Genomic DNA, 5,868 nt, shown 5'->3' with positions numbered 1-5,868 from the left:
GGGCAGGCGCTTGGTGTCGACATCCTGGGGATCGTGCGAGGAGACGATGATGTCGACCGCGCCCGCCCTGACCGCCTCGATCATCGCCAGCCGGTCTTCCTCGGCGCGCAATGGCGGCGTCAGGCGGAAAAAGGTGCGGTACTCACCGACATCGTTTTCATTGAGCGACAGGCTGTGGATCGACACGCCCGATGTCACATCAGCGCCATCGGCTTTGGCGCGCGTCACGGCGTTTGCGGCCATCGCCGTCGAAATCTTGGCCGCGTGATAGGCGCCGCGCGTCAGTCGCGCCAAAGCCAGATCGCGCTCGAGCGGGATCGTTTCGGCTTCACGTGGAATGCCGGAAAGGCCGAGCCAGCTGGCGTACAGGCCTTCATTCATCACGCCTGATGAGCCGAGGTCCGCATCCTGCGTCTCGTGCACTATCGTGGCGCCGAAATCGCGGGCATAGGTGAGCGCCCGGCGCATCACCAGTGAACTGGCGATGGTGTGGCGGCCATCGGTGAAGGCGACCGCCCCGGCCTCGCGCAGCAGGCCGAACTCGGTCATCTCGCGGCCGTCGAGCCCCTTGGTGATCGCCGCCGCCGGGAAGATGTTGACGATCGCCGTGTCCTTGGCTGTGCGCAGCACGAATTCGACCAGCGCGACATTGTCGATCACCGGATCGGTATCAGGCATCATGACGATCGAGGTGACGCCACCGGCCGCTGCGGCGACGCTTGCCGAAGCGATGGTCTCGCGATGTTCGCCGCCCGGCTCGCCGATAAAGACGCGGCCATCGATCAGTCCAGGAATGATCGCCTTGCCGACGCAATCGATTGTCATGGCGCCATCGGGGGCGCCCTGGTTCAACGCCGCTTTGCCGGCGGCAACGATCTTGCGGCCCTCGACGATGACGGAGCCGACTTCGTCCAGGCCGCGCGAGGGGTCGAGGATGCGGGCGCGTTCAAAGACCGTCGTGCTCATGCGCCCCGACCCTCTTGATTACGGCCCTCTTGATTGCGACGAGGGTCGAGCAGCGCTTCCATCACCGCCATGCGCACCGCGACGCCCATCTCCACCTGCTCTTGGATCACGCTTTGCGGGCCGTCGGCGATTTGCGAGGCGATTTCGACGCCTCGATTCATCGGGCCGGGATGCATCACCAGCGCGTCACCCTTGGCGGCCTTCAGCTTTTCGGCATCGAGGCCAAAATAGCGGAAATACTCGCGCACCGAAGGCACGAAGGCGCCTTCCATGCGCTCGCGCTGCAGGCGCAGCATCATCACCACGTCGGCGTCCTTGAGGCCTTCGGCCATCGAGCGCGTGACGATGACGCCCATCTTCTCGATGCCTGACGGCAGCAGCGTCGAGGGCGCAACTACCCGCACCTGCGCGCCAAGCGCGTTGAGCAGCATGATGTTGGAGCGCGCCACGCGCGAATGCAGGATGTCACCGCAGATCGCCACGATGAGTTTCGACAGCGGCCCCTTGGCGCGGCGGATGGTCAGTGCGTCGAGCAGCGCCTGGGTCGGGTGTTCATGCGCGCCGTCGCCGGCGTTGACCACCGAGCAGCCGACCTTCTGTGCCAGCAGGGCGGCAGCGCCAGCCGACTGATGGCGGATGATCAATATATCGGGCCGCATGGCGTTCAGCGTCATCGCCGTGTCGATAAGCGTTTCGCCCTTCTTCACGGAAGAACTTGCCACCGACATGTTCATGACATCGGCGCCGAGCCGCTTTCCGGCCAGCTCGAACGAGGATTGCGTGCGGGTCGAGGCCTCGTAGAAGAGATTGATCTGGGTGCGGCCGCGCAGCGTCGAGGTCTTCTTTTCGGACTGCCGCGAAATCGCGACGGCCCGATCCGCCCGGTCGAGCAACAGCTCGATGTCGGCGGGCGAAAGGTCGCTGATGCCCAGAAGATGGCGGTGAGGGTGGAGTGGCAGGGACGAAGCGTCGGTCATCTCAAGGCGCTGCTATAGGGTGCGGATTTTGCGCCCGCAAGCACCAGCTTTGGATTGGCGCCTTTCTCCCCGGTATTTTCGTCGCGCACACGGCAACGCTTGGCTATATCTAGCCGATGGCCCCGGATTCGTGGCTTTCCGACGATAGGGACGAATTGTGACCGACGACGTGACGAACCAGCCGCCGCCGATGACGGGCGGCAACGCCTGGCGAGGCGATCCGTTGCTGATCCAGCTTGCCGAGCGCTTTTCCGACCCGGTGCGCAAGGACCTCGACGGTCTCGGCCGTTTCGTCCTGACGCAGGAGGCGCAGGAGCTGGCGCGCCTGGCCAATGTCGAGACGCCGAAGCTCAGGACCCATGACCGCCAGGGACGCCGCATCGACCTCGTCGAGTTCCACCCCGCCTACCACGCCTTGATGCGCCGCTCGGTGGCGAACGGGTTGCATTCTTCGGTTTGGGAAAACGGCGATGCCGAGATCGGCCGCCGCCACCAGGTGCGCGCCGCCCGTTTCTACCTGACCGCCGAACTCGAGACCGGGCATCTCTGCCCCATCACCATGACCAGTGCTTCGCTGGCGGCGTTGATGGCCAGCCCAAAGCTGTTTCGCGAATGGGCGCCGCGCGTGACGACGCGCAAATACGACCAGAGCCAGAAGCCGCCGGTCGAGAAGACCGGGCTGACGCTCGGCATGGGCATGACCGAAAAACAGGGCGGCACGGATGTGCGCGCCAATGTGACGAGGGCCGAGCGCGCCGGCAGCGGTTTCTATCGCCTGACCGGTCACAAATGGTTCATGTCGGCACCGATGTCGGACGCCTTCCTGGTGCTGGCGCAGGCGCCGGAGGGATTGTCTTGCTTCCTCGTGCCGCGCGTTCTCGGCGACGGGTCGGGCAACGGCTTTCGCTTCCAGCGGCTGAAGGATAAGCTCGGCAACCGCTCCAACGCCTCTTCCGAGGTCGAGTTCGTCAACGCTATCGGCGAGATGGCCGGCGAGCCCGGCGCCGGCGTGAAAACGATCATGGACATGGTGACCTTGACCCGGCTCGATTGCGCCGTGGCGTCCTCGGCGATCATGCGGGCAGGGCTGGCGGAAGCGGTTCATCATGCCCGCCATCGCCAGGTGTTCGGCTCCACCTTGATCGAACAGCCGCTGATGCAGCGCGTGCTGGCCGACATGGCGCTGGATGTCGCCGCCGCGACCGCTTTGTCATTCCGGCTGGCGCGCTCCTTCGACGAGGCGGCGAGCGATCGCGGCGAAGCGGCGTTTGCCCGCGCCATGACGCCGGTCGTCAAATACTGGGTGTGCAAGATCGCGCCGCCGCTGCTCTACGAGGCGATGGAGTGCCTCGGCGGCAATGGCTATGTCGAGGAGGCGCCGCTCGCCCGCTATTACCGCGAGGCGCCCGTCAACGCGATCTGGGAAGGGTCGGGCAATGTCATGGCGCTCGACGTGCTGCGCGTGCTCGGGCGCGCGCCCGGCCTGTTCGAAGAGGTGCTGGCCGGCATCGACCGCGATCTCGGCGCCGGTGGGCGCGGCACGATCGGCGTGTTGAAGGCGGCGATGCAGGTGGCTTCGACCGACGAGGGGTCGGCGCGGCTGTTGACCGAACAGCTGGCGTTGTCGGCCGCGGCGGCGGAGCTGCGCCGGCTAGGGGCAGGGCGGATCGCCGATGCCTTCGTCGAGACCCGCCTGGCCGGCCAGTGGCGCAACACCTACGGCATGATCGATTCGCGCCACGACGCGCGCATGATCATCGACACGCTCTATCCGCCGGTGAACTGAACCGAGAGCGGCGCATCCGCCGGTCCTCCGACCGGTTGAGCGCATCTGAGAACAGTGGGTGCGGCCTGTGGATCGCCGTTAACCTTAACAAATGGTTTCCATTGCGGCGGCGAGCGGCAGAGCCCACTGTGAGTCCTGCCGAAGCAGGAACCCCGATGCGACACGTACTGACCTCCTTTCTGTCTGTGCACTGGGCGATTGTCTTCGCCCTGCTGGCGCTGATCTGCATGGATGGAGACCGCGGCGTGACCGCAGCCCTCGGCGTGCTTGGCGTGACCGTCGAGAGCGCCCGGTTCGTCGATCTGCAGAACGTTGTCGTGGTCGCGCCGCTGGCGATCGCCTTGCTGGTCGTGGCGATGCTGTTCTTCTGGGCCTTTGTCGATACGCTGATCAACGATCCGGCCAGCCCGGGCGCCGACAGCGTCGTTCGCATCGCCTTCATTTCCGCGTCGGGCGTCCTGTCGATGATCCTGATCGGTGGCGCCGCGCAAGGGATCAACGGGCTGTTCATGGTCGTTGCGGTGCAATTGGCCGCGCTTCTGGCCTCATATGTCGCGATGCTCGCCGAGCGGCGCTCCGAGGCTGCGTTGCATGACGCTGACTTTCGCGGCACGGCGCACAGTATGGCGAAGGCCGCGGCCCATAATTCGCTGCTTTCCCTTATATCGGGCCGAACCGGGTCGAACGGGAAGGGAGGCCGCTGATGCGCTATATCTTCGCATTGTGGGCGGCCCCGATGGCGCTGTTCTGGGGCTGGTTCTACCTGTCCCTCAACGACATGAATTTCGGCTATGTGATGCTGACCCGGCAGCTGCACGATTTCGTGTTCCAGTTGTATGGCCAGATGCTCGGCATCGATCCGGCCATCATCCCGGGGATGGTGGCGAAGGCCTGCATCTTCGACGGATTTCTGCTGATGGCGATATGGGCTTTTCGCCGCCGCCGCGAAATTCTGGACTGGGTCAGGCGTCGTCGGTCGGGCCCGGTTCCGCTTGACCGCCCAATTCCGTTCGATCGCCTGAATCGAGCGACTGAAGCCGGTCCAAGACTCCCTGCAGAATAAAGGCCGCGGCCGCCGAATCGATCTTGCCGGCACGTTTGGCGCGCGAGAAATCCATTTCGATCAGCGTCCTCTCGGCCGCCACAGTCGACAGCCGTTCATCCCAGAACACAAAGGGCAGGTCGCTGAGTTGCGCCATATTGCGCACGAAGGCGCGCGATTTCTGCGCGCGCGGGCCTTCCGACCCATCCATGTTGATCGGCAGTCCGATCGCCACCGCGCCGACATTCTCCTTCTTCAGCAAGGCCAGAAGCACGGCGGCATCGAGCGAGAATTTCTTCCGCATGATGACCGGGCGCGGGTGAGCGAAGGCGAATCCCCGGTCGGAGACCGCGACGCCGATCGTCTTGTCGCCAAGATCGAGCCCCGCCAGCGTCCTGCCGTCGGCGAGCCATGCCGGCAATTGCTCAATCGTGATGATAGCCAACGGTTTTCCCTTGTCTTTTTCAGCAGCGTGCGTCCTTCCGGATGCGCGGCGGACACTATACCCTTTGATATAGGGGTCATCGGCGTTCTATCCTCTGGCCCGGCAATAATCGAGGAATGCATTTCATGAAACTGACCTGGTACGGCCATTCGGCCTTCCGTATCGAAACCGGCGACGCCAAGATCCTCATCGACCCGTATCTGATCGGCAACCCGTCCTGGACGGGCGGCTGGGAAGGGCCGGCGGAAGGGATCACGCATGTTCTTCTGACGCATGGACACAGCGACCACATCAGCGGCGCGCTGGAAGTGCTCGGCAAGAGCGGCGCGCAACTGGTCGCCAATTTCGAGATCTGCATGTATCTGGTCGGCAAGGGCGCCGACGGCAGCAAGATCAATCCCGGCAATATCGGCGGCACGGTCGATTGCGGCGGCTTCACCGCCACTTTCGTCCAGGCGCTGCACTCTTCCTCGTTTGGCGAAGACGGCGGCAAGAACGTCTATCTCGGCAATCCGGGCGGGCTGGTCCTGCATTTCCCGGAAGACCCGACGCTCTACCATATGGGCGATACCGACATCTTTTCCGACATGGCGCTGATCAACGAATTGCATGATCCGAAGATCGGCATCGTGCCGATCGGCGATCGTTTCAC

At 64.3% G+C, this 5,868-nt stretch carries 7 protein-coding genes; 4 read left to right on the top strand and 3 right to left on the bottom strand.

What is annotated here, in order from left to right:
* A partial coding sequence (locus C1D09_RS16230) for an amidohydrolase family protein (RefSeq protein WP_143975266.1) occupies positions 1–966 on the bottom strand: 966 nt, incomplete at its 3' end.
* Complete coding sequence (locus tag C1D09_RS16225; RefSeq protein WP_143975265.1) at positions 963–1,943, bottom strand: aspartate carbamoyltransferase catalytic subunit; 981 nt, start codon at positions 1,941–1,943, stop codon at positions 963–965. The genes C1D09_RS16230 and C1D09_RS16225, both read right to left, overlap by 4 nt.
* A gap of 157 nt (positions 1,944–2,100) precedes the next feature.
* Between C1D09_RS16225 and C1D09_RS16220 the strand changes: the two genes are divergently transcribed.
* The 3 genes from C1D09_RS16220 to C1D09_RS16210 all read left to right on the top strand — a co-directional run bounded on the left by C1D09_RS16220 (position 2,101) and on the right by C1D09_RS16210 (position 4,792).
* Positions 2,101–3,729 carry a DNA alkylation response protein gene (locus tag C1D09_RS16220; protein ID WP_143975264.1) on the top strand — a complete coding sequence of 543 codons (1,629 nt, stop codon included), beginning with the start codon at positions 2,101–2,103 and terminating at the stop codon, positions 3,727–3,729.
* A gap of 155 nt (positions 3,730–3,884) precedes the next feature.
* Positions 3,885–4,433 carry a hypothetical protein gene (locus tag C1D09_RS16215; protein ID WP_143975263.1) on the top strand — a complete coding sequence of 183 codons (549 nt, stop codon included), beginning with the start codon at positions 3,885–3,887 and terminating at the stop codon, positions 4,431–4,433.
* On the top strand, positions 4,433–4,792 hold the full coding sequence (locus tag C1D09_RS16210) for a DUF6105 family protein (RefSeq protein WP_095774312.1): 360 nt from the start codon (positions 4,433–4,435) through the stop codon (positions 4,790–4,792). The genes C1D09_RS16215 and C1D09_RS16210 overlap by 1 nt, the downstream gene beginning before the upstream one ends.
* Here C1D09_RS16210 and ruvX read toward each other — a convergent pair.
* On the bottom strand, positions 4,692–5,216 hold the full coding sequence (ruvX, locus tag C1D09_RS16205; protein WP_143975262.1) for a Holliday junction resolvase RuvX: 525 nt from the start codon (positions 5,214–5,216) through the stop codon (positions 4,692–4,694). The two genes, C1D09_RS16210 and ruvX, sit on opposite strands and share 101 nt — an antisense overlap.
* Positions 5,217–5,341: 125 nt before the next feature.
* Between ruvX and C1D09_RS16200 the strand changes: the two genes are divergently transcribed.
* On the top strand, positions 5,342–5,868 hold a 527-nt coding region (locus C1D09_RS16200), incomplete at its 3' end, for a metal-dependent hydrolase (protein ID WP_143975261.1).

Source organism: Mesorhizobium intechi (assembly GCF_002879535.1).
GTDB classification, from domain to species: Bacteria; Pseudomonadota; Alphaproteobacteria; order Rhizobiales; family Rhizobiaceae; genus Mesorhizobium; species Mesorhizobium intechi.
The sequence above is the reverse complement of the archived record's forward strand: the minus strand, read 5'-3'. Positions and strand labels throughout refer to the sequence as shown.